Source organism: Haloarchaeobius ordinarius (assembly GCF_051801355.1).
Classification (GTDB): domain Archaea; phylum Halobacteriota; class Halobacteria; order Halobacteriales; family Natrialbaceae; genus Haloarchaeobius.
In genome coordinates this window covers 2,608,166-2,628,759 of the sequence record NZ_CP196560.1, presented here as the reverse complement: position 1 = coordinate 2,628,759, position 20,594 = coordinate 2,608,166, and the positions used below count along the sequence as shown (strand labels likewise).

Below are 20,594 nucleotides of genomic sequence, written 5' to 3'. Positions count from 1 at the left end.
AGTGGCCCTTCTGGCGATTGTCCGTCGAAGTTTCGAACGCCCGTCGAAGCTATAGCGTCGCTCACCGTGGTGCAGGCATGAATCGCCGACGGTTCCTCGCGCTGGCAGCGGTGACGAGCGTCGCAGGCTGTACTGGTGACGACACCGGCGACTCCGAAGCGCCGACTGGTCGCGCGACGACCGCGAGCACCGCACCGACCTCGACCGGAACCACACCCACCGCGACCGACGCTCCCCCCGAGACTGACGCGCCGGACGACGACGGTGCAGACGACCAGCCGACCAGCGCCGGCCTTTCACTCGACCGGACGAACTACGGCGTCGCGCTCTCACCCCGGAGCTACGGTGGGGAGGACTTCACCGAGTTCTTCGAGCGCGCCGCCGAGGCCGGGACCGTCGTTCGGTCGGGGAATCCGTGGGCAGCACTCGGCCACCCCGACAGCGGCGGGACCGCGGTCGCGAGGCTCGCCGACCAGTTCGGCTACACGCCGGCCGTCGAGGTGAACGTCTTCGACGGGTCGTCAGGCGAACTCAACCGGCCGCTGACCGAGGCCGTCATCGAGGAGAACGTCGAACTCGCCCGCACGTTCGTGACCGAACACCGCCCGGCGTTCCTCGGCCTCGGGGTCGAAGTGGACACGTTCTACCGCGAGAACCCCGAGGCGTTCGAACGGTACGTGACGCTCGTCGAAGTCGCAGCACAGGCAGTCAAAGACGCCGTGCCCGAGACGACCGTCGGCGTCGGATTCCAGCTGGAACGACTTCGCGGGCTTCGTGGGGGAATCTTCGGCGGGGAGAACGACCCAGACGATGCGAACTGGGAACTCCTCGACCGCTTTCCCAGTGTGGACGTGTTCACGTTCACGACGTTCCCAGGGATGGTATTTCAGGACCCCGACGAGATTCCCGACGAGTACTACACCACTGCGTTCGACCGCGTCGACCGCCCAGTCGCGATAACGGAGACGGGCTGGACCGCAGAGACGGTCGTCCAGGGCTGGGAGAGTTCTGAAGCCGAACAGGCCCGGTACGTCGACCGTCTGTTCGAGTTGACGGCCGACGTGGACCTCGCTCTCGCCATCTGGTCGTTCGTGTACGACCAGCCGGGGGTCCCGACGGCGTTCGAGACGATGAGTCTCCGGCGACCGGACGGCTCCGCTCGGCCCGCGTGGCGTGCCTGGGTCGACGCGGTGGCGTCGGCAAGCGAATGAGGTCTTCGACCGAGTGAAACCATCGAACGAATGTGACAGTCAGACGGGTGTGACCGTCGGACGAGTGTGACAATCAGACGAGTGTAGCAGTCGGACGGGTGTGACCGTCGGACGAGTGAGAAGCTAGGCGCTGGTCCATCTATCCTGCGAGAAAAGTCGCCGCGGCGTTCGCCGCCGGGTGCCGTCTGTGATCGGACGAATCGTGGCGTGTGTTTGACCGGAGCTACAGGTCCATGCCGCCGTTCACGTCGATGACCTCGCCGGTGATGTACGACGAGTTCTCGCTCGCGATGTATCCCACGAGGTGGGCGATGTCTTCGATTTCTGCGAACCGTCCCAGCGGAATCTGGGAGACGATGCGGTCTTTGACCTTGTCCGGGACCTCTTCGAGCATGTCCGTCCGGGTGAACCCGGGTGCGACACAGTTCGCAGTCGAACCGCCCGAGGCGAGTTCGATGGCGATGGTCCGCGTGAACCCGAACATCCCTGCTTTCGCGGCGGCGTAGTTGGCCTGGCCGAAGTTCCCCTGTTTGCCGACGATAGAGGAGATGTTGATGAGGCGGCCTTCGGACGCCTCCCAGATGTCGTCGTAGAAGGTCTTCGTACAGTTGAACATCCCACCGAGGTTGACGTCCATCACCTGGTCCCACTCCTCGCGGGACATGTTCACGAATCGGGTGTCCTTCGTGATGCCAGCGTTGTTGATGAGTACGTCGATGGGGCCGAAGGCCTCGTGTGCTTGCTCGCGCATGGCCTCGACCTCGTCCAGGTTCGTCACGTCCGCCTGAGAGGTGATGGCCTGTCCACCGAGGCTCTCGATGCGGTCGACGACCTCGTCCGCGCCGCCGCCCGAGGACCGATAGTTCACGACGACGTTCGCGCCCTGGCTGCCGAGGTGTTCTGCGATTCCTGCTCCGATACCACGTCCTGCGCCCGTTACGACGCATGTGCGTCCGTCCATTGACATATATGAGTACCTCGCGGAGACGATGACAGGAGGTGCATGCGCTCGTGGCGCTATGCACATTCCCCAGGTCGTCTGTCCGTAGGAGAACTGTCGTAGAAAAGCACCTTAAGTATTCCTCAGTAATGAATGGCGCTAATCGTCACCCTGTGGGTCGTGGTCATCCCGGTCAGATCGCAACCAGCGATGGACCCGTCGGAGAGCGATGAGCCTGTCCTGAACCTCGGCCGTGTGTCAGTCGACCCGACAGACGACGGATTACTCGACGAGTTCGGTCGCCTGTTCGACCCAACGCTGGATACGTTGCGGGTTGAGGTCCATCTCGGCGGCGAGTTCGTCGGGGTCGACGGCAGCGAGGTCGGCGATGGTCTCGACACCGGCGTTGCGGAGGCGCTCCGCGTACGACGGGCCGATACCGTCGATGACCTCCAGATTCGTCGCGTCGACGCCCTCGACCGCTATCTCGACGGCCTCGCCCTCGGACGTCTCTTCCTCGGCGTCGGTCTCCTCTGTGACTTCGGCGTCGGTCTCCTCTGTGACTTCGGCGTCGGTCTCCTCTGTGACTTCGGCGTCGGTCTCCTCTGTGACTTCGGCGTCGGTCTCCTCTGTGACTTCGGCGTCGGTCTCCTCTTCGCCGAGTTCCTCTGCGATGGCCTCGGCGTCGGCCTCACTCGTGTCTTCGACCATGCGCGCCTCGAACCAGTCACAGACGTCCGGCCACAGTTCGGCGTGGCTCCGCGACGAGACGGACATCCCGATGTGTCCGGTCGGGAACTCGAGAACGGTCTTGTCCTCGCTCGGGACCGCGTCGTTGAACGGCTTCGACGCCGCCGGCGGGATGAGGTGGTCGTACTCGGCGACGATCTGGAGCACGGGCATGGTGATGTTGTCGATGTCGACGTGCTCGCCACCGAGGTAGAGCTCGTTCTCGTAGAGCTTGTTGTCCTGGTAGACGTCACTGATGAACTGGTTGTACGTCTCACCGGCCACGTCGATACCGTCACCGAGCCACTCCTCCATGCGCGCGAAGTTCTCGATGAAGTCCTGGTCCTCGACGTTCTCGTAGAGGCGGACGTACTTGGTGATGTAGTTCTGGACCGGGTCCATCAGCGCGAACCCGATGTCGAGGAACTCCGCAGGGACGTTACCGAAGGTGTCCGTGACTTTCTCCGGGTCGTAGTAGTCCTCACCTCCCCACAGCTCCAGCACGCCGGCGTCGCCGGCGAAGCAGAGTCCCGCGGCCATGAGCGCGAGCGTGTGGACCTTCTCGGGGTGGAGTGCGGCGTACATGGTCGACATGGTACCGCCCATGCAGTAGCCGAGGATGTTGATGGCGTCCTGCCCGGAACGCTCGCGCACCTCGTCGACGCAGTTGTCGATGTACCGGTTGACGTAGTCGTCGAGGGTGAGCGTGCGGTCGAGGTTCGACGGCTCGCCCCAGTCTATCATGTACACGTCGAAGCCGTTGTCGAGCAGGGTCCGGATGACCGACCGGTCGGGCTGCAGGTCGAGGATGTACGGTCGGTTGATGAGCGCGTACACGATGAGGATGGGGACGTCGTGTTGCTCATCGGTGCGGGACTCGTAGTGGAGCAGCTTCAGCTTGTTCTCCTCGTAGACGACCTCGCTGGGGGTCTGGCCGACTTCGACCTCCTGGAAGGTATCGGCACTCTCGGGCGCGTTCTTCGCCTTCTCGGCGAACTCGGCGGCGTTCTCCCAGGCCTGTCGCTGGATGTCGAGTGTCGCTGCGAACGGGTTCTGCATCTTACTCCTCCAGGTGCTCCAGGACGCGGTCGAGCTTCTGTTCGACGGCGTGCTGACGGCGTTCGAGCTCGACGAGACGGTCGCCGATCTCGGCGACGTCGCCTTCGGTCGCGAAGCCGAGCGTGTGGAGCGTGTCTTCAGCGGCCTCGTCGGCCTGCTGTTGCATCTCGAGCATCTGGCCGACGGAGGAGCCGGTCCAGGCCGCGAACGCGGTCGTGTCCATGACCTCCTTGAACGCCTTGTTGGCGGTGTTGAGCCAGATGTCGCGGAACTCTTCGAACTCGACGTCCTCGCCCTCCATGGAGTCGCTGGCACGCTCGACCATCTGGTCGGCGGCTTCCATCCACGCCTGGTACGCGCGCCTGTACCCTTCGACGCCGTCGCCGAAGTTCATCTCGCCCATCCCCTCGCCGTCGACAGTCTGTGACCACTGCTCGACGAACTCGGCCTGGGCTTCCATGTTCTTCTCCATCGCCTCGAAGAACTGTTCGTTCATTCGCGTGACGAAGTCGTTCCAGTCTGTCGGTACCGCAGCTTGGGGGTATGAATCTGTCATTGTCGAAAGATTGGGTTGGTTGGTTATAAAAGGAACCGTCGTTTCAGGCCGTGACGTCCTCGGCGACGTCCTCGATGTTACCCTCCATCCGCTCGTGGGTCTCGAGGAAGTTGTCGAACGAGGTGTCGAAGGCGTCGGCGTAGCTGTCTGCGTAGTCGTCGAACGCCTTCGAGCCTTCTTTCATCGCGTCGAGCGCGGCGTCCATCATCTGGGCCTGGCTCTCGGTGAGGGCGTCGTACTGGTCGTCGAGGGCGGCCTCGAACTCCTCGAAGTCGACGGAGCCTTCCGGCATCATCGATTCGACGGCGTCGAAGTAGGCGTGTACGGCCTTCTTCGAGAGGTCGTTGTTCTGCTCGGAGAGCTTCTGGAAGTTCTCCATCGACTCGGTCATCTGGTGGACGGCCTCTTTCTGGGCCTCGATGACGTCGTGTGTCGCTTTCTGGCTCTGCTCGATCATGGCGCGTTGCATCTGGAAGACGGGCTTCATCGGGTTCTGGATCTGGCTTTCACTCATTGGAATCACGCTCTTGGCGTTTGACCGGGATGACAATCGTCTGGACGATATCGCCTTCCCCGATGTCGAGCGCTTCACGCTCTGCGTCGGGGATGCTGATGCGACCACCGCTCTGGACCCGCGTCTTGAACATCGCGGTTCCGCGGCTCATCGCCGTCAGGTCGGACATGGTGTCCGACGAGCCAGCGTTCTGCGTAAAGAACTGTTTCCACAGTTCCTGCGGCGAGCCCATCATCTGCTCTCCTGCCTCCTGCATCTGCTCTTGCATCTGCTGCATGAAGAATGGCGACCAGGGCATCTTCGGCGATTCGTCCGTCATCATCACAACGTACTCCGGCGGAGAACTTAAGGTTTCCGCTGAGAACCATTCAATACCATAGAGGACCAAACAATGGTAGTGATGCACGACAAACCCACTGCGTGGTTATACGACGAAATGTCCGAAAATGTACGACTCAGCGACCGAGAAGGCAAAGGAGTAATAATTACCCCTCTCCTACGGAGGGTAGAATGAGCGAACGAACTAGCGACGCCACATCCCCCCTCACTGCGATGGCGAACGCCTGGACGCAATTCGCGGAAAGCGCGTTCAAGGGCGCCACCGCTGCAAATCGAGCTGCGTTCGCGGCGTTCAACCCTGCGTCTGCGACGAGAGCGCGGACGCGGCGAGACGACACGGAGATACTCGAGAGCTCCATCCCCTCACTCGGCTACGAGGAAGTGGGCTGGACGTTCGAACGGACAGTCGACCACCCGGACGACCTGACCGTCGGCGATTACGTCCAGTTCTCGAAGGTCATCGACGAAGACGACGTACGCGAGTTCGCCAACGCGAGTGGCGACACGAACCGGCTACACCTCGACGAAGAGTTCGCGAGGGAGAGCCGATTCAAAGGCCGTATCGTCCACGGAACGCTCGCGTCAGGTCTCATCAGCGCCGCGCTCGCGCGCCTGCCTGGCCTGACTATCTACCTGTCCCAGGACGTCGAGTTCCAGGCACCGGTCCGCATCGGTGACCGCCTCACGGCGACCGTCGAGGTTCTCGAGGTTCTCGGCAACGGCCAGTACCGTCTCTCGACCATCGTCGAGGACGTGAACACGGACACGATCATCATCGACGGCGAAGCCGTCGTCCTCATCGACGACATGCCGTCTGAGTGACGGTCGTCTCCATCCGACGGCCGTTCGTCGTGTAACCCGGATAGCTGCATCCTGTCAGTCCGTAGTTTACTCGAAACTACGTAAAATTTTATTAAATGGTGTCGTCGGCAGGTTTAAAATTACACCACGTGCAATGATCGGTAATGTCTCACGGGCATGGCGAACGTGAACATGGTGCATCGAACTCGACCAGACGACGGTTCCTGCGCGCGGCCGGAACCGCGGCCGTCGGTACCGGACTCGCGACGGCAGCGTCCGGGACCGCCGCTGCCGAGACGTTCCCGCACGTCTCCACGCGAGGGCACTACGACATCACGTGGTACGGGTCTGTCTCCCTGACCGACGGACACACCGAGTGGGACTACGACACTCGCGGATCGATTCCCGGGTGGGACACGGCCGCCCCGGACGAACTGCTCGTCCACGTTCACGGCTGGCGAAACGACTCCAACAGTGCTGTCGAAGGGTTCCGTGAGTCGAAGACGTCTCTCCGGAACAACGGCTATCCCCACCCGGTCGTCGGGTTCTCCTGGGACTCGGATTCGAGCGTCTTCGGCTGGTGGGACTCGACGGAAATCGCCGAGGAGAACGGGAAGAAACTCGCGAACTTCATTTACCAGTACCGCAACCGGAACCCGAACACCCGGCTGCGACTCGTCGCACACTCGCTGGGGGCGCGGGTCGCTCTCCGGGCCATCGAAGTGCTGAACTACTCCGGCGTCACCGACTACGTCGACTCGCTCTCGCTGCTCGGCGGGGCGGCCGACAACGACGCCGTGGCGACCGACGGCCGGTACGGGCCGGACATCGCGAACGCGGTCGGGCAGGTGGACAACTTCTGGAAGGACGAAGACGACGTGCTCAACTGGGCGTACACCTCTGCGGAGTGGGACTCTGCGGTCGGTGAGGAGGGGTGTGAGGGCACCGAACCGGGCAACTACGACGACCACAACGTCGACTACGTACCGAGTCACTTCGACTACTACAAACCGGACGTCGGTTGCATCCCGGACGTGGTCGCGCAGTGGTGAGGTCGGCCTGAACTGTCGCGGATTCCGCTTCCTGCTGGCGATTTCCCTTCACGAGCAACCAGCCGTCGAGCGACCGCACACCCGCTATCGACCGGGATAGACAAGCTTTTAGGTCGCCCTAAACACAGCAACTAACAACGAATGACTGAGGATTGTTGCGTCGTGGTCCCGACCATCAGGGAGTACGAATGTATGCGGGCGTACATCGAGAATGCCCGCCAGCACGATTTCGACACCGACAGACTTCACGTCGTCCTCGTCACCGAGGACTTCTGTGAGGCGGACGAGATGCGAGCGATGCTCGACGACCTCGACGTCTCGGGGCGCGTCTTCGACGGGTCCGACCGCGAAAGCTGGTACGACGAACAGGGCATCTCGGAGTACAGTCACCTCGTCCCAGCAGCGAGTCACGCACAGACGTCGTTCGGGCTGCTCTACCTGTGGGCCAACGACTTCGAGTACGGCTTCTTCATCGACGACGACACGCTCCCCCACGAGGACCAGGATTTCTTCGGCCGTCACCTCGCAAACCTCCAGTTCGAGGGTGAGGTCGAATCGGTCAGTTCCGACGAGCAATGGGTGAACGTCCTCTACCAGAGCGACCACGACCTCTACCCGCGCGGGTACCCCTACGCGGCCATGCACGAGGAGCAAACGAGGGGCACCGAGACGGTCTCGAACGTCGTCGCCTCACAGGGCCTCTGGACGAACGTCCCCGACCTCGACGCGGTCCGCATCCTGATGGACGGCGACCTGCAGGGGCAGGCCCAGACACGGACCACGACCGACGACTTCGAGCGCAACTTCGTCGCTGCGCGCCAGAACTACCTCACGGTCTGTTCGATGAACCTCGCGTTCCGCCGTGAGGTCGTCCCGGCGTTCTATCAGACGCCGATGGACGACAACCCGTGGGAGGTCGGCCGCTTCGACGACATCTGGTCGGGCGTCTTCCTCAAACGCGCCTGTGACGTCCTCGGCGGGCGCATCCTCAACGGGTTCCCGCTCTGTGAGCACAACAAGGCCCCACGCTCGACCTTCGACGACCTGCACAACGAGGTGGCAGGGCTCGAACTCAACGAGCACTTCTGGGAGGTCGTCGACCCCGTCGGCGACGACGCCGACACCTACGCCGAGGTGATGGCTGCGATGGCCGACGCACTGGCAGAGGGTGACTTCTCGGCGTACCAGAACGGCGACTTCCTCAACCACGTCGGGGAGTACTGTCGCGATTGGCTGGACTGTCTGGACGAACTCGCCGCGGTTCCGGGGCACGAACCCACCGGGGTCCCCGCAGACGACTGAGTCTCGTGACTCGAAAACACGACACCGAACCGGCAGCTATAAATGATTTAGGGCAGCCTAAAACAATATATGAGAGATTCTGACGACGATAGCGAGTCGTCCCGGTCGCACGTCGGCCGGCGGCGATTCCTCGCGGCCGCTGCTGCGACCGGCGTTGCGGCGTCGGCCGGTTGCCTCGGTTCGGATACCGACTCGACCGACGGGACGGAACAGACTGACGACGGGACGGGTGAAGGAAGCGGTGACATCGGTTCCATCGGCTCCGGGATGGAAGGACGCCCCGCTCCCGGCGGCACACCGATGTCGGAGATGCCAGAGCTCTCCGGCACGCTCACGCTCTACTCCGGTCGCGGAAAGCCCCTCGTCAACTCGCTCATCGAGTACATCGAGAGCCAGTACGACGACCTCACCATCAACACCAGGTACGACGCCTCGAACACCCTGGCGAACAAGATCACCACGGCCGGTGCGGCGACCGAGGCCGACGTGTTCTTCTCGGTCAACGCCGGTGCGCTCGGGCTGCTGGCCGACGAGAATCGGACGGTCGCCCTCCCGCAAGACGTACAGGACATGGTCCCGACGCAGTATCGGAACGACGACGGCGAGTGGACCGGCACCTCCGGGCGCGCCCGGACCATCCCGTACAATACGAACGCGTACTCTGAATCCGACGTTCCGGACGACATCTTCGCGTTCCCCGACTTCGACGGCTCGATGGGCTGGGCCCCGAGCTACGGCTCGTTCCAGGCGTTCGTCACCGCGATGCGCGTGATGAACGGCCCCGAACAGACCAAGCAGTGGCTCCAGGGCATGCTCGACGCCGGTGTCGAGCGCTACCCCGACGAGTTCATCGTGGCCCGCGCCGTCGCGAACGGTGACCTCGACGCCGGGTTCGCGAACCACTACTACATCCAGCGGGTCCTCGACGGGAACCCGAACGCGCCCATCGGCACCGCATTCACCAACAACGACGCGGGGGCTATCTTCAACGTGGCCGGTGCGGCCGTCGTCGACAACTCGCAGAACGGCGACCAGACCGCCGACGACCGCCAGACGGCGGTGAATTTCGTCCGGCACCTGCTCTCGGCCGAGGCACAGGAGTATTTCGCAACTCGTACATTCGAGTACCCCGTCATCCCCGAAGTGAACCCCGTCGGCGACCTGCCCCCCGTCGACGAACTCAACACGCCCGACTTCGACCTCGCGAAGCTCTCGGACATCGGGCCCACCATCGACCTCATGCGTGAGGTCGGCATCCAGGTGTAGGGGGCCTCCCCCACTATGACAGTCGAAGAGACCGACGCGTCCACGACGACGACGGCGAACGAGAGCGGTGAGAGCGGGTCTTACCCACTGGGACTGACCTTCGCGAGCGCGGCAGTTGCTGCGGCCGTCGTCGCCCCGCTCCTGTGGCTGTTCGTCGCGGTCGGCGAGGTCTCTTCGGGCACCGCACTCGACCTGTTGCTGGCCGACACCACCGTCTCGGTGTTCGTCAACTCCGCCGTGATGATAACCGGTGTCACCGCCTTCTCCGTCCTCATCGGGGTCCCGCTCGCGTACCTCACGGTTCGGACGAACCTCCCGGGCCGTCGGCTCTGGACCATCCTCGTGACCCTGCCGCTGGTCATCCCGAGCTACATCGGCGCGTTCGTGTTCACCGCGGCGTTCGGGAGCCACGGCGAACTCCAGGGCGTTCTCGCCCCGCTCGGCGTCGAGTCGATCCCGGCAATCGAGGGACTGGAGGGCGCGGTGCTGGTGCTGACCCTGTACACCTACCCGTACGTCTACATCACCACTCGAGCCAGCCTGAAGACGGTCGACACCTCGCTCATCGACGCCGCCCGGACGCTCCAGCACACGCGACTGGAGGCGGTTCGCCGGGTCGTCCTCCCGCAGCTTCGCCCGGCCATCGCCGCCGGTTCCCTGCTCACCGCGCTGTACGCCCTCTCGGACTTCGGGACGCCCGCCATCATGCGCTACCCGGTGTTCACGACCGTCATCAAGTCCGAGACGGACACCGGGAGCATGGGACTGGCTGCACTGCTCTCCATCCAGTTGCTCGTCGTCACCGTCTTCATCCTCGGCGTCGAGAGCCGGCTTCGCAGCAACGAGAAGTTCACCAGCGGTCGACAGGGCGGGCGTGCCTCGCTGGCACGTCTCGGCCGGTGGAAGTGGCCCGCACTCGCGTTCTGTGGGGCTATCGTGACCGTCGCGCTCGTCGTCCCGGTCGCCATCCTCGTCGGCTGGCTGCTCCGCGGGCCGACCTCGAACTGGCGGCTCCCGTTCGAACTCACGTACCTGACGAACTCCGTCACGCTCTCGGTCGGTGCGGCGCTCGTGGCGACGTTCGCGGGCCTCCCCATCGCGTACCTCTCAGCCCGCCACGACACGAAGGCGGGCGCCGTCATGGAACGCCTGAGCTACGTCGGCTACGCCGCGCCCGGCGTCGTCATCGGCTTCGCGCTCGTGTTCATCACGACCCGCACGTTCACGAGCCTCTACCACGCGCTCCCTATCCTCGTGTTCGCCTACGTCGTCCGGTTCCTGCCCCAGTCGGTCGGGTCGACCCGGGCGTCGTTCCTGCAGGTCAACCCGTCGCTCCCCGAGGCTGCCCGCACCCTCGGTCGCTCCTCGGTGGGCGCGTTCCGGGCCATCACGCTCCCGCTGGCAGCGCCGGGGCTGCTCGGCGGCGCGGCGCTGGTATTCCTGACGACGATGAAGGAACTGCCCGCGACGCTGATGCTCCGCCCGACCGGCTACGAGACCGTCGTCACGCACATCTGGCAGGCTCACCGCAACCAGGCGTTCTACGACGCCGCGGTGCCCGCGCTCATCCTGCTCGGCGTGTCCGCCGTCTCCATCTTCGTGATACTCTCCCAGGAGGGATACGATGTCAAGTAACGCTACCATCACTGCAGACGTCGAGACCGTGTACGAACGACCCTCAGTGGAGGACTCAGAGACCGTCCTGGAACTGGACGGCGTCTCGAAGTCCTACGGCACCGAGACCGTCATCAGCGACCTGTCGCTCTCGGTCCGCGAGGGCGAGATTCTCACGATGCTCGGCCCGTCGGGCTGTGGGAAGACGACGACACTCCGGCTCGTCGCGGGCCTCGAACGCCCCGACGGCGGCGTCGTGAATCTGAACGGCGCGCCCGTCTCGGGCGACGGCTCGTTCGTCGCGCCCGAACAGCGCGGCGTCGGCGTCGTCTTCCAGGAGTTCGCGCTGTTCCCGCACATGACCGCCGCCGAGAACGTCGCCTTCGGGCTGAAAGAGATGGACGACGCCGAGAAGCAAGAGCGGGTCGACGAGATGCTCGACCTGGTCGGCCTGCACTCGCACGCCGACGCCTACCCGGACGAGCTTTCTGGTGGGCAACAACAGCGCATCGCGCTCGCCCGGTCGCTCGCGCCCGAACCCCGTATCCTGCTGCTGGACGAGCCGTTCTCGAACCTCGACGTGGACCTCCGCGTCGAGATGCGCGAGGAGGTCCGCCGCATCCTCAAGGAGGCCGGCGTCACGGCCATCTCGGTCACCCACGACCAGGAGGAGGCCATGAGCATCTCCGACCGCGTGGCCGTGATGAACGACGGCGACCTCGAACAGGTCGGCCGCCCGGAACAGGTGTTCCAGCACCCCGAGTCCCGCTTCGTCGCGGGCTTTCTGGGCCACGCGTCGTTCCTCTCCGGCTACCTCCGCGGCGACCACGTCGAGACCGGCATCGGCTCGGTCGACCGCGAGATAATGCACGGCCTCGCCCAGGAGTACGACGGGACGACGCTGGACGTGCTCGTCCGGCCGGACGACATCAGCGCGACACCCTGTACCGAGGACGAGGCGAACGGGCGCGTCATCTACCGGCGGTACCTTGGCCCGACCATCCTCTACCGGGTCGAACTCGACAACGGCGACGTGCTCGAATGCATGCACAACCACACGGACCAGGTCGACCTCGACCAGCAGGTCCGGGTCGACCTGACCGCCGACCACGAACTCGCGTGGTTCCCGAAGGTCGACGAGACCGGAAACTACGCGGAAGCGGACGACTGACGCGATGACACGGGCCGACCGGCTTCGGACCGTCCTCGCGACCCGGTACGTCCCGACGCTCCTGCTGTCGATTCTCGCGGGGCTCGTCGTCTTCGTCACTGCGAGCGAACTCTTTCCGTACCACTCCCTGAACCACGACGAGGGCGTCTACCTCCAGCAGGCCGCACTGTTGCTCGACGGGCAGGTCCAGCACTACCCACCAGCCGGACTCGCCGACGAGTTCCGGCCGTGGTTCTTCGTCGTCGAGGACGGCGCGATGTACCCCAAGTACGCGCCGGTCCCGGCGGGGATGTTCGCACTCGGACTTGCGGTGGGAGTGCCGCGACTCGCGCTCGCGGCCATCGCGGCCGGGAACGCCGCGCTGGTCGTCACCCTGGGAACCGAAGCGTTCGACCGCCGGGTCGGCGTCCTGGCCGGTGTCCTGCTCGTGCTCTCGCCGATGTTCCTGCTCGCGTCCAGCCTGTTCCTGCCCTACGCCCCGACGACGTTCCTGAACCTGCTGTTCGCGCTCGGGTACGTCCGGGCGGTCAGGGTGGCGGAGACCACCACCAGCCGCAGGTGGGCCGCCCTCGCCGGCGTCGCTATCGCCCTCTCGTTCTTCGGCAGGCCCTTCACCGCGGTCCTGTTCGCGGCTCCCTTCATCGGCCACGCCTGCTGGACGCTGTGGACCGGCTACCGCCACGAGGCCGCCGGCCTTCGACACCATCTCACCCGGAACCTCGTCATCGCGGTGCTCGGGATGCTGGGTGTGCTCACCGCGCTCGGCTACAACTGGCTGCTGACGGGCGACCCGTTGCTGTTCCCGTTCGAGGCGTTCGCGCCGCTGGACGGCCTCGGCTACGGCCAGCGCCGCATCGTCGACCACGAACTCGTCTGGACACCGATGCTCTCGGTCCGGGCGACCGCGGCCTTGCTGGTGCAGTTCGCGGGGTCGTGGACTGCCGCCGGCTGGGTCGGAACCGTGGCCTTCGTCGCGGGCGTCGTCGCCTGGGCTGGACACCTGCGAACTAGGGACACCACTCCGACCGTCGACCATCCCCATCTCTCCCCCGACGCCCTGCGACTCCTGCTCCTCGGAATCTTCGTCACGGTCGTCGTCGGGAACCTCTACTTCTGGGGGACGTACAACGTCCAGGGCGGGCTGGAGGACCCGAACGACGGACTGATGGCGATTCACGGCCCCATCTACCACTTCGATATGCTGGTCCCGCTGTCCGTGTTCGGAGCCTTCGGCGTCGTCAGTGTGGGCGAACGCCTCCGCGAAACCGTTGCGGCCACTTACTCGCCCCGCACCGCCCGGGTCGTCCTCGCGGCCGTCCTCGTGCTCACGATACCGGTCGTCGGGGTCGCAGAGCAGTCCGCCCTGTCCGGCCCGGTCGAAGACAGCGCGGACTACACCGAGAAGTACGAGCAGGCGTACGAGCCGCTCGAATCGACCCAGTTCGAGAACGCGCTGGTGTTCGTCCCGACGGCGTACGGCTCCTGGTCGAACCATCCGTTCCAGTCGCTTCGGAACGACCCCGGCTTCGACGGCGACGTGGTCTACGCCCAGCACCAGGACGCCCCGAGCACGTTCGAGGTACTCGATGCGTACCCTGACCGCGAGCTGTACCGCTGGAACTACCGCGGGGAGTGGACGCCCGACGAGGACGAGCGCGTCGTCGGAAAGCTCACCCGTCTGTCCGTCCGCGAGGGCGAGAGCCTGCGAGGGACGACCCGGGTCGGTGTCCCGACGGGGGCACAGAGTGCCGTCATCCGAATCGAGGCCGGGGACAGTGTGCAGGAGTTCTACCTGAACGACCCGGTCGGAGAACAGGTCTCGGTGAACTGGACCGTCGGACCCGACGGGCTCCGGGTCACCGACGAGAATATCCGCGCCCTCGGCCAGGGCGGTGCACTGGCGGTGAACGGGACACAGGAACTCGCAGTCGCCATCGTACTGAGCTACGACGGCGGGTCGACGCTGACGTACCGCCAGGAGTTCGAGACGCGGGTTCGCGGCGAGCGCGTGCAGGTCGTCTGGCCAGCGGAGACGTCGGTCTGTCGGCTTACACTCGACTGTGGCCTGCGAGGGACGTACCTCCCCGAGCACCCAGAGGAGCACCTCGACGGGGTGTGGGTGAACGGGACGCTCGTGGCCGAGAACGAGACTATCGAGTGACCGACCGACATCGAATGACCGGCCGGTATCGAGTGGCCGACCGTGTCAGAACAGGCGTCGGAACTGTTCGTCCAGACACACCGTCACGATTGACTTCCCGATGGCAGCACCACCCTCCAGCGGGTCGAGCTTCGTCTCGCCCTTGCGTTCTGCGTATCGGATCGGCGTCTCGATGACGCGGTAGCCACGCATCGCGGGGCGAATCAGCAATTCGGCCGACAGGCCGGTGTTCTCGGTCCACGTGATGTCCTGAACCACGTCGCGGCGATACGCCCGCATCCCCGTCGTGGTGTCGTGGACGCGCTCGCCCATGAGGACGGATGCCAGCAGGGCGAACATGTGGTTGCCGAAACGGTTGAACGCGGGCATCGCCTCGGCCCCGTAGTGCAGTCGGTCGCCGGAGACCACGTCGTAGCCCTCGTTGACCAGTTCGAGGAAGCGCGGCAGCGCCTCCATCGGGTAGGTGTCGTCACAGTCCGTCGTGACGATGACCTCCCGGTCCGGGGTGAGGATGGCCTCGCGGACCGCCACGCCGTACCCCTGTGGTTCCTGTTCGATGACCGTCGCACCGTGTTCCCGGGCGACCTCGGGCGTCTCGTCGTCCGACCCGTCCACGCAGACCACCTCGGCACGGCCGTCAGTGACCTCGGCGATGTCGGTGAGGACGTGCTCGATGGCTTCGGCCTCGTTGTACGTACCCATGACGACCGCGAGGTCGTCGAAGGTGAGTGTCTCCTCGTCCGTCGACTCCTGACTCATCGCTTCTTCCTCTCTCTCGCGGCTACTTTAGGCTTACCAAAATATTGGCGTGGGCGGACACTCCGGTCCAACGTCCAGTCACACTGACCACAAGAAGAATCGGTAATAGAGGTGACGGCCTACAGTGTGTATGTATCCACCGCCCTCCGGCGCACCCTCTCTCACGCTCGACGCGTCTCCCTTCTGGGGTCACATCGATTGCCACCGGAGACTCCAGCCCGGCCCTGTTCCCCGAGGTCTCGAATCTCACGCTGCAGATGCCTGAAATCGACCTCAGTTCGACCAGTACGGGGCGGTATCCTGAGGGGGTGATACACGTCCTCCACGTCGAACCCGACGAGGAGCACTCGACCGCGTTGCGGGAGCGATTCGATACGAAGTACTCCGATTTCACCGTCGCAACCGTCTCGACCATCGGGGCTGCCATCGCCTATCTCGGTACTCACGACCACATCGACTGTGTCGTCAGCGAGCACCAACTGTCCGACGGGGGCTGGCAAGAGCTGCTGAAGGAGGTCAATGCACACGCGCCGACCGTCCCCGTCGTCCTGTTCACCGGGGAGACGCGAGAGGACGTCGTGGTAGACGCCATCACCGCCGGCGTCACCGAGTACGTCCACAAGCACGACGGTCCCGTCCAGTTCGACATCCTCGCCAACCGCATTCGCAACGTCGTCGCCCAGTACCGGGCCATGGTCCAACTCGACCGTGTGACGAGGGAGACGGAGAAACAGTTCCAGTTGCTCGTCGACAGCGTCGACGACTACGCGATATTCCTCCTCGACGAGGAGGGGTTCATCAAGACCTGGAACCGTGGTGCTGAGAAGATAAAGGGCTACTCGGCGGCCGACGTCGTCGGTGAACACTTCTCGCTCCTCTATGCGCCACAGGACATCGAGGCCGGTGTCCCGATGCACAACCTCCAGCAAGCGAGCGAGGTCGAGCAGTTCACGACCGAGGGTTGGCGAGTCCGCGAGGACGGCAGCAAGTTCTGGGCCCACGTGGTCATCACCGCCCTGCGAGAGGACGGCGAACTGACCGGGTTCGCGAAGATCACCAGAGACATGACCGACGTGCGCAGAAGGGAAGAACTCGTCCGACAGAACGAGTTCCTCCAAGAGTTCGCGGGGACGCTCGCACACGACCTGTTGAACCCACTGACGGTCGCGCAGGTGAATCTCCACCGAAGCATGGCGACCGGCGATATCGACCACCTCGAAACGGTGGACACCGCGCTCACCCGGACACGGCGACTCATCGAAGACCTGCTCGAACTCGCCAGAAAGGGTGAACTCATCCGGGACCCCGAACCCACCGACCTTCGCGAGGTGGCCACGAGCGCGTGGGAGATAAAGGAAGCACCGGAGGCGACGCTCGAGTTCGACGGCGACCTCGTAATCGATGCCGACGAAGGCCGTCTCCGCCAGCTGTTCGAGAACCTCTTCCGGAACGCGGTCACGTACTGCCAGCCCGGCGTGACCGTTCGAATCGGCCCGATGGACGGCGGCTTCTACGTGGAAGACGATGGCGGCGGAATCACCGACGAGACCAAAGCCCTCGTCTTCAACACGAGTTTTACGACCAGCGAGGACGGCTCCGGGTTCGGATTGGCCATCGTCAAGCAGATTGCGACTGCCCACGGCTGGAGCGTCACTCTCACCGATAGCGAAGCGGGGGGAGCCAGATTCGAGTTCACCGGACTGCACACGTACTGAACAACCGGTCGGTCCCGGGGAGTGGGACAACGCCAGTCCGCTGGCACGAAGCGGCCGATCCGAGACCATCACGACTTGATAATTCTAGCTGTACATTTCAATACTTTTAGGACGATATATGGATAGAATATTATTTATCTTGCCACTCCTTCGAACTTCAGTGCGCTGTTTCGGAAATTCCACAACAGATGTCACGAAACCCGAAGACAGACGAGAGAGACACAGACCGATTCGAAAACGCCCCCATCTCCCGCCGGGAGTTCGTCCGCCTGTCGGCGGCACTCGGCGGCGCACTCGCACTCCCCGGCACCGCACTCGGTGCGAGAACGTCCTCGACGTACACGGCGCGATACGAGTTCATCGTCGACCACGTAGAACGAGGCGTCGAGATACCCACACTCGCGACGCTCGCGAACGCGGACGGCGTGGCCGAACTCGAAGCGGCCGGGTTCGACCCGGTTCGAACGACCGACCGGGAGCCTGCTGCGTACCTCCGAATCACGAGTGACGAGGCCCCGGAACTGGCGCGACTCGACGCGGTGACCGAACTCCGTTTCTCACCCGGTTCGAATCCCTTCTGGCGACTCGGGACCTACGACGACGGCGTCTTCCCGGCTGTAGAAGACAGTGTCGACTACATCGATTTCGACCAGCTGGTCGACGGCATGGGTCGCCTCCAGGCGACACACGCAGACCGGTTGCGATTCTACTCTATCGGTGAGAGTCCCGGCCACTACAACCGGTTCCGCGAGGTGGACGACCCGAGAGACGTCTACGTCGCCGAGGTGACGAACGACGTCGACGACACCGCGAGTTTCCGGGAGAAAGAGAAGGTCCTGTTCGTCCTCTCGATACACGGCGACGAACGGTCCGGTGCCGAGGCCGGGACCCGGTTCGTCGAGCAACTGCTGAGGGGCGACGAACCGGCTATCGAGGCGCTTCTCGACGACGTCGTCCTCGTCTTCCTGTACGCGAACCCGGACGGCTGGGTCTCGCGGAACCAGGAGTACGGCTTCGACCGCGAGTACTGGGGCTCGAACACCCACAACTCCTTCAAACGCGAGACGGCGACGAAGGTCGACCCCAACCGAATCTACCCGACCGTCGGCTGGATACCATCCTCGCACTACCCCGCCGAACCGACCGGGCGGAACCTCGAAGACGATTCGGCCGGCGTCGACGAGGACGTCACCGACCGGTACACCGAGATGACGCCGGACGCTCTCTCCATCGTCGACCACCTCCGCGGGTACGAGAACCTGCGCTATGGCTCCGACCTGCACGGGATGTTCTCGTCCCCGACGTTCATCGAGGGGCTGCTGGTCAACGACCAGTACGACCACGCGGAGTTCCACGACCTCGACGAGCTGAACAGAATCATCGAGCGCCGACTAGAGGCGTTGCTCACGGACCGACTGGCCGAGAACCGCAGCCGATTCCGGGAGCTGAACCGGACCATCCGCGGCCCGAGCGACTCGGTCCCCGAGCGAGCGTACGACTACGGGACCATCCTCGACACCATCGGGTACACGACCAGCGGGTCGCTCGCCAGCTGGTTGAGCAACCCGGCGGAGCAGGGTGGACTCGGCATGACGATGATGGTCCACGAGATGGGATGGGACAACCGCGGCGAGTCACGGATGCAGTTCCGCCCGTGGCTCGCGTCTCTCCAGGTCGACGGCTATCAGGAAGTCATCCGGAGCGTGAGCCAGCACGTGGCGACCGCGGTCGACGCGACCATCGAAACGAACGGACGGACCAGTGCGTTCGTCGAGACGGGGTCGCTCGAGCGACACTCGAACCGGCTCTCGTTCAGCAGCGACACGGGGGCGACGTCGACCACGAGAACGGTGTCGGTCACGGACGAACCAGCGGGTGTCACCGTCACCGTCCCGGACGGGACGACCGAACTCGTCGTCGGTGTGGACCCCTCGGAGGGGTTCGTGACGGCCACACTGTCCAGTCCAACTGCGGAAACAGTCAGGACCTTCTCGCCGTCCGAACCGGGTCGGGCGCTCGCGAGGACCGACGTCGAGTGGTTCGTCGAGGCACCGGCAGCAGGCGACTGGGAGGTCTCGGTCACGCCGGTCGGCGACGACGCCGTGGTCCGCGATGTCGACGTCCATACGACCGTGCTGGTGACCGGTGGAATCGGGGCTGCAGGCGTGCCGAGCCCGGCCGACGCCCTCGGCTACGACCAGCGCCCGTACTCGGTCTCACCACTCACGTACTTCGACGATTACCGGGCGTACGTGTCCGACGAGGCGACGGCGAGCGAGACGGTGGCGGGGATGGGTATCGACGCCATCGCCGACGGGGCGCTGCTCGGTGCATCGGCCGGCGAGCCGGTGGTAGACAGTCTGGTGGTGAATCACACCGATGGGTCCGACCGGGCGACCTACGTCGACGCGCTCGCGTCGTACGTCTCGGCCGGTGGCGACCTGATACTGACCGACACCGGGGTGAACCTCCTGGGACAGCTAGACGCTGGCTCGCTCGCGTCGATCGGTGCCCGAGACATCGATACCGTCGAGTTCACCAGCGTCGCGCTTTCGGAGAAGGACGAGGACCACCCCTTGCTCGCGGGCGTTCGCGACACCCAGAGTGAACTCTGGAAACCCGGGCCGATGGGCTACTCGGTCGGCGGCGCACCGGCGACGGTCGTCGACACGGATGCCTTCGAGGACGCCGGCGGGTCGGTCGCAGGAATCGGGCAGGAGGGCCGGTACCGGACCACCGAGTGGGTCGTGGCTGGGTCGCTCCCCGTCGCCGAGGGGACGGTCCACGTCATCGGTGGGCTGCTCCCGCCCGCCGAACAGGGGAATCTCCACCCGTTCGGCGTCCGCGAATACAGCGCGTCGTTCCTCGGTCACACTATCTTCGTGAACGCACTGGGACACACCCAGACGCGAAAAGTGGAAGACGAGCAGGCGGCATCCAGCAATCGGTAGGCCCGGCGGCACTCGACCGGTGTCACCGTCCCGTGAGGTGTCAGTCCGATGCCGGCACCTTCCAGACTGGTTCCGGCGTGTCTCAGACCGGTTCCGTCTCGTGCAGGAACGTCTGGAACTCCATCGTCCGGCCGTCGGGGTCCTCGGCGAAGAAGTTGTAGATGTCGAACGCCTCGTTCACCGACGGTTCGTCGCGGGCGCGGTCTTCGAACTGCTCGTAGAAGGCGTCGACGCCCTCACGGTCGTCGGTGACGAACGTGAGGATGCCCTCGGTCTCGGTCGTTTCGGCGTCACAGAAGCCGAACAACAGGTTGTCGTACCTGAGTATCGTACACGCCGACTGTTCCAGCCAGACCGTCGCCCCGACCTCCTCGCGGTAGAACCGGGCGACGGTCTCGTAGTTCGCACTCCGGAAGAAGACGATTCCCGACATTGGCTGACCTGCGTGCCCCGG

General features: G+C 64.5%; 17 protein-coding genes. 10 read left to right on the top strand and 7 right to left on the bottom strand.

What is annotated here, in order from left to right; genetic code table 11:
* Positions 1–77 precede the first annotated feature (77 nt).
* On the top strand, positions 78–1,211 hold the full coding sequence (locus ACSC1R_RS13710) for a hypothetical protein (protein ID WP_439026293.1): 1,134 nt from the start codon (positions 78–80) through the stop codon (positions 1,209–1,211).
* Positions 1,212–1,434: 223 nt separating this feature from the next.
* Here ACSC1R_RS13710 and fabG read toward each other — a convergent pair whose 3' ends face one another.
* The 5 genes from fabG to ACSC1R_RS13685 all read right to left on the bottom strand — a co-directional run bounded on the left by fabG (position 1,435) and on the right by ACSC1R_RS13685 (position 5,328).
* On the bottom strand, positions 1,435–2,178 hold the full coding sequence (gene fabG, locus ACSC1R_RS13705) for a 3-oxoacyl-ACP reductase FabG (protein ID WP_439026292.1): 744 nt from the start codon (positions 2,176–2,178) through the stop codon (positions 1,435–1,437).
* Positions 2,179–2,433: 255 nt separating this feature from the next.
* Positions 2,434–3,939 carry a class III poly(R)-hydroxyalkanoic acid synthase subunit PhaC gene (gene phaC, locus ACSC1R_RS13700; RefSeq protein ID WP_439026291.1) on the bottom strand — a complete coding sequence of 502 codons (1,506 nt, stop codon included), beginning with the start codon at positions 3,937–3,939 and terminating at the stop codon, positions 2,434–2,436.
* Position 3,940: 1 nt separating this feature from the next.
* Positions 3,941–4,495 (bottom strand): poly(R)-hydroxyalkanoic acid synthase subunit, encoded by a 555-nt coding sequence (locus ACSC1R_RS13695; protein WP_439026290.1) that lies wholly within the window; start codon positions 4,493–4,495, stop codon positions 3,941–3,943.
* 43 nt (positions 4,496–4,538) lie between these two features.
* Positions 4,539–5,009 carry a hypothetical protein gene (locus ACSC1R_RS13690; RefSeq protein WP_439026289.1) on the bottom strand — a complete coding sequence of 157 codons (471 nt, stop codon included), beginning with the start codon at positions 5,007–5,009 and terminating at the stop codon, positions 4,539–4,541.
* Positions 5,002–5,328, bottom strand: coding sequence for an AbrB/MazE/SpoVT family DNA-binding domain-containing protein (locus tag ACSC1R_RS13685; protein WP_439028722.1), 327 nt, complete (start codon positions 5,326–5,328; stop codon positions 5,002–5,004). Before ACSC1R_RS13685 ends, ACSC1R_RS13690 begins: the two co-directional genes overlap by 8 nt.
* 191 nt (positions 5,329–5,519) lie before the next feature.
* Between ACSC1R_RS13685 and ACSC1R_RS13680 the strand changes: the two genes are divergently transcribed.
* The 7 genes from ACSC1R_RS13680 (at position 5,520) to ACSC1R_RS13650 (ending at position 14,715) form a co-directional block, all read left to right on the top strand.
* Positions 5,520–6,170 carry a MaoC family dehydratase gene (locus tag ACSC1R_RS13680; RefSeq protein WP_439026288.1) on the top strand — a complete coding sequence of 217 codons (651 nt, stop codon included), beginning with the start codon at positions 5,520–5,522 and terminating at the stop codon, positions 6,168–6,170.
* A gap of 143 nt (positions 6,171–6,313) precedes the next feature.
* Complete coding sequence (locus ACSC1R_RS13675; RefSeq protein WP_439026287.1) at positions 6,314–7,201, top strand: DUF726 domain-containing protein; 888 nt, start codon at positions 6,314–6,316, stop codon at positions 7,199–7,201.
* Between the two features lie 141 nt (positions 7,202–7,342).
* Positions 7,343–8,503, top strand: a complete 1,161-nt coding sequence (locus ACSC1R_RS13670) for an alpha-1 4-glucan-protein synthase (RefSeq protein WP_439026286.1) — start codon at positions 7,343–7,345, stop codon at positions 8,501–8,503.
* 69 nt (positions 8,504–8,572) lie between these two features.
* Positions 8,573–9,769 (top strand): extracellular solute-binding protein, encoded by a 1,197-nt coding sequence (locus ACSC1R_RS13665; protein WP_439026285.1) that lies wholly within the window; start codon positions 8,573–8,575, stop codon positions 9,767–9,769.
* A 15-nt stretch (positions 9,770–9,784) separates the two neighbouring features.
* Positions 9,785–11,404 carry an ABC transporter permease gene (locus ACSC1R_RS13660; RefSeq protein WP_439026284.1) on the top strand — a complete coding sequence of 540 codons (1,620 nt, stop codon included), beginning with the start codon at positions 9,785–9,787 and terminating at the stop codon, positions 11,402–11,404.
* Complete coding sequence (locus ACSC1R_RS13655; RefSeq protein WP_439026283.1) at positions 11,394–12,554, top strand: ABC transporter ATP-binding protein; 1,161 nt, start codon at positions 11,394–11,396, stop codon at positions 12,552–12,554. Before ACSC1R_RS13660 ends, ACSC1R_RS13655 begins: the two co-directional genes overlap by 11 nt.
* Positions 12,555–12,558: 4 nt before the next feature.
* On the top strand, positions 12,559–14,715 hold the full coding sequence (locus tag ACSC1R_RS13650; RefSeq protein ID WP_439026282.1) for an ArnT family glycosyltransferase: 2,157 nt from the start codon (positions 12,559–12,561) through the stop codon (positions 14,713–14,715).
* 45 nt (positions 14,716–14,760) lie between these two features.
* On the opposite strand, the gene ACSC1R_RS13645 is transcribed toward ACSC1R_RS13650, so the two are convergent.
* Positions 14,761–15,474, bottom strand: coding sequence for a dolichyl-phosphate hexose transferase (locus tag ACSC1R_RS13645; RefSeq protein WP_439026281.1), 714 nt, complete (start codon positions 15,472–15,474; stop codon positions 14,761–14,763).
* Between the two features lie 257 nt (positions 15,475–15,731).
* On the opposite strand from ACSC1R_RS13645, the gene ACSC1R_RS13640 reads away from it, so the two are divergent.
* Both ACSC1R_RS13640 and ACSC1R_RS13635 read left to right on the top strand, forming a co-directional pair.
* Positions 15,732–17,189, top strand: a complete 1,458-nt coding sequence (locus ACSC1R_RS13640; RefSeq protein WP_439026280.1) for a PAS domain S-box protein — start codon at positions 15,732–15,734, stop codon at positions 17,187–17,189.
* 188 nt (positions 17,190–17,377) lie between these two features.
* A complete protein-coding gene (locus ACSC1R_RS13635; protein ID WP_439026279.1) occupies positions 17,378–20,140 on the top strand; it encodes a M14 family zinc carboxypeptidase in 2,763 nt (920 codons plus the stop codon).
* An 82-nt stretch (positions 20,141–20,222) separates the two neighbouring features.
* Here the strand turns inward: ACSC1R_RS13635 and ACSC1R_RS13630 are convergent, their stop codons facing one another.
* Positions 20,223–20,573 carry a VOC family protein gene (locus tag ACSC1R_RS13630; RefSeq protein WP_439026278.1) on the bottom strand — a complete coding sequence of 117 codons (351 nt, stop codon included), beginning with the start codon at positions 20,571–20,573 and terminating at the stop codon, positions 20,223–20,225.
* Positions 20,574–20,594: the final 21 nt, after the last annotated feature.